At 65.4% G+C, this 2438-nt stretch carries 3 protein-coding genes; 1 reads left to right on the forward strand and 2 read right to left on the reverse strand.

What is annotated here, in order from left to right:
* Positions 1-1152: sorbosone dehydrogenase family protein (locus ACI94_RS00410; RefSeq protein WP_286680956.1), on the forward strand; the 1152-nt coding region annotated here is incomplete at its 5' end.
* Between the two features lie 6 nt (positions 1153-1158).
* On the opposite strand, the gene ACI94_RS00415 is transcribed toward ACI94_RS00410, so the two are convergent.
* Together ACI94_RS00415 and ACI94_RS00420 are read right to left on the reverse strand one after the other, a co-directional pair.
* The gene (locus tag ACI94_RS00415; protein WP_286680957.1) at positions 1159-1842 is read right to left on the reverse strand and encodes an N-acetyltransferase; all 684 of its coding nucleotides are present in this window, start codon (positions 1840-1842) and stop codon (positions 1159-1161) included.
* A 121-nt stretch (positions 1843-1963) separates the two neighbouring features.
* Complete coding sequence (locus ACI94_RS00420) at positions 1964-2389, reverse strand: hypothetical protein (RefSeq protein ID WP_066958447.1); 426 nt, start codon at positions 2387-2389, stop codon at positions 1964-1966.
* Positions 2390-2438: the final 49 nt, after the last annotated feature.

Below are 2438 nucleotides of genomic sequence, written 5' to 3' on the forward strand. Positions count from 1 at the left end.
GACGGGACCGGGCGACTCTTCGTTGCGGACCTTCCCGGCGTCATCCGGGTCATCGACGCCGAGGGCCGTCTTTTGGATGAGCCGTTCCTCGAGATCACCGACCGGGTCGTCGGGCTCCGCACCGGGTACGATGAACGTGGGCTCCTCGGCCTCGCGTTTCACCCGCAGTTCGTCGAGAGCGGGAGATTCTTCGTATACTACAGTGCTCCTCTCCGGGACGGTGCGCCCGAAGGCTGGGACCACACGAGCCGGGTATCGGAGTTTCGGGTCGCGGCAGATGATCCAGACCGGGCAGATCCGGACTCAGAGCGGGTGATTCTCGAGGTCGATCAGCCGCAGGCGAACCACAACGGCGGCTCGATCGCCTTCGGCCCCGACGGCTACCTCTACATCCCGCTCGGCGACGGTGGGGGTGCGAACGACGTCGGGAGAGGCCACCTGCCGGGAGGGAACGGGCAGAATCTCGGGACGCTGCTGGGGAAGATTCTCCGGATCGATATAGACGGCGGGAAGCCCTACGGCATCCCGGCGGACAACCCGTTCGTGGGGAGAGAGGGGCGGGACGAGATCTACGCCTACGGCCTGCGCAACCCATGGAGGATGACGTTCGACGCCGGGGGCGAGCACCGGCTCTTTGCCGCCGACGCCGGGCAGTACCTCTGGGAGTCGGTGAAGATCATCGTCCCGGGCGGGAACCACGGCTGGAACCTCCGGGAGGGCAACCACGCCTTCGACCCCGAAAACCCCTACGAGTCGCCGGCAGACGTGCCCCGGACCGGGAGGCGGGGCGAGCCCCTGATCGATGCGATCATCGAGTACCCGAACGCCAACCAGCCCGGCGGGATCGGGGCGGTCGTCATCGGCGGCTACGTCTACCGGGGGCAGGCACTCCCCGGGCTCTTCGGGCGCTACGTATTCGGCGAGTGGAACCGGGCGGGGACCGACGGCGATGGGATCATCTTCGTCGCGACGGAGAAACCCGGAAGTCCGTGGGAGTTTCATGAGATCGAGGTTGCCGGGAGCCGGACCGTGGGGGCGTATGTCCTCGCGTTCGGGGAGGATGCAGAGCGCGAACTCTATATTCTGACCTCAAAGAGCCGGGGACCGGCCGGGAAGACCGGCAGGGTTTATCGGCTCGTCCCGCCGCCCTGACCTCCGCTACTCCGCGAGGTCTCGCCGGACATCCCGCATCGTCTCATCGAAGTCCTGCATCAGGGTGTCGGATCGATCCTGCACCGCATCGTAAACCATGGTCAGGACGGTGAGGGCACGATACGGCACCCACGCCCTGTGAGTGGAGACGGTGTGAAACCCCGCCCTCTCATACAGCCGCACCGCAGGCGGGTTGGGGGCGATGACGGAGAGAACGATCCTCCCGCCCCCGCGGGACCGGACCCGCCTGACAGCGTCCTCGAGCAGCGCCGCGCCGATTCCCCGGCCCCGCTCTGCAGGAGCGATCGAGAGGCTGGAGATCTCGTATGCGGGCTCCGGTTCTCGCTTCAGGTAGTGCGGCGCAAAGATTAGCAGTTCGACAAGGAAGAACCGTACGGCGGTGATGGGGCCGGCCGCACGGGCGACAGCGAGAGCCCCCTTCACGAGCCCGGGGGCGTCCGGTGCCTGCATGACCAAGATCCCGGCGACCCTGCCCTCCCTGACGGCGCAGGTGATGTTCTCGCGCCCGAAGGCGTTGCCGCCCGCCAGGATCAGGCGCTCGATCGTTGAGAGAGCCTTCTTACGGTCTCTTCCGAAGACGAGCGGAAAATACGCCGGCTCGGTCTCGTAAATTAGACCCGCAACCTCCTCGGTGCAGTGCCGGTCCGGGCTGAACGGTTCGATAAACATCGGGGACGACTCCGGGGCGTCTCGGCGCTCAAAGCCCCCCGTCGGGGAGAAGGACGGGTTTTGGGGACGGATTCCTATGGGCATCCCGATGAGAGGGGAGGTCGCCGCTCTTTTGAGGGATTTAAGTGCGCTCCGGCCTTCCCTTCCACTCCCAGAGCCTTGATCGGCTGTTGCCCTCGGCGTCGACGGTGTACTCGATTATGACGGCGGTTCCGTTGAGGCGGCTCCATTGCGGGGTGGACGAGCGGAAGAAGAGCAGCCCATGAAAGAGCGTTTCAGGGTCTGATGCGCTTCCTTTTCCCATACCCATCCCGGTGTACATGGCCATCTCGCCGTCCTTTGACGTGACCACGCCGGAACCCTCGGCGTGGAAGGTGTCCGGACTGCGCCACACACTCCAGGCGGTCGATAGGTCCTGGGACTCGATGCCCAGCAGCCTTCCGGTCGACAGGTCCGTCGTCTCGATCTTCGGGCTGGTCTCGAGCAGCTCAACGACCCTTGTTCCGATGATCTTCCCTCGCGACTCGCCGATCAGTTCACCCGACATCTTCAACTCCTCCTGATGCTGTATTCGCTGCACCCCTCATCGCGATTCC

Origin of the sequence: Methanoculleus sp. DTU007 (assembly GCF_001512385.1) — an archaeon.
Taxonomy (GTDB): domain Archaea; phylum Halobacteriota; class Methanomicrobia; order Methanomicrobiales; family Methanoculleaceae; genus Methanoculleus; species Methanoculleus thermophilus.

Bases quoted from the DNA above. Each gene is read 5' to 3' on its own strand.
- ACI94_RS00415 (WP_286680957.1), bottom strand. From the start codon at position 1,842: ATGTTTATCGAACCGTTCAGCCCGGACCGGCACTGCACCGAGGAGGTT.
- ACI94_RS00420 (WP_066958447.1), bottom strand. From the start codon at position 2,389: ATGTCGGGTGAACTGATCGGCGAGTCGCGAGGGAAGATCATCGGAACA.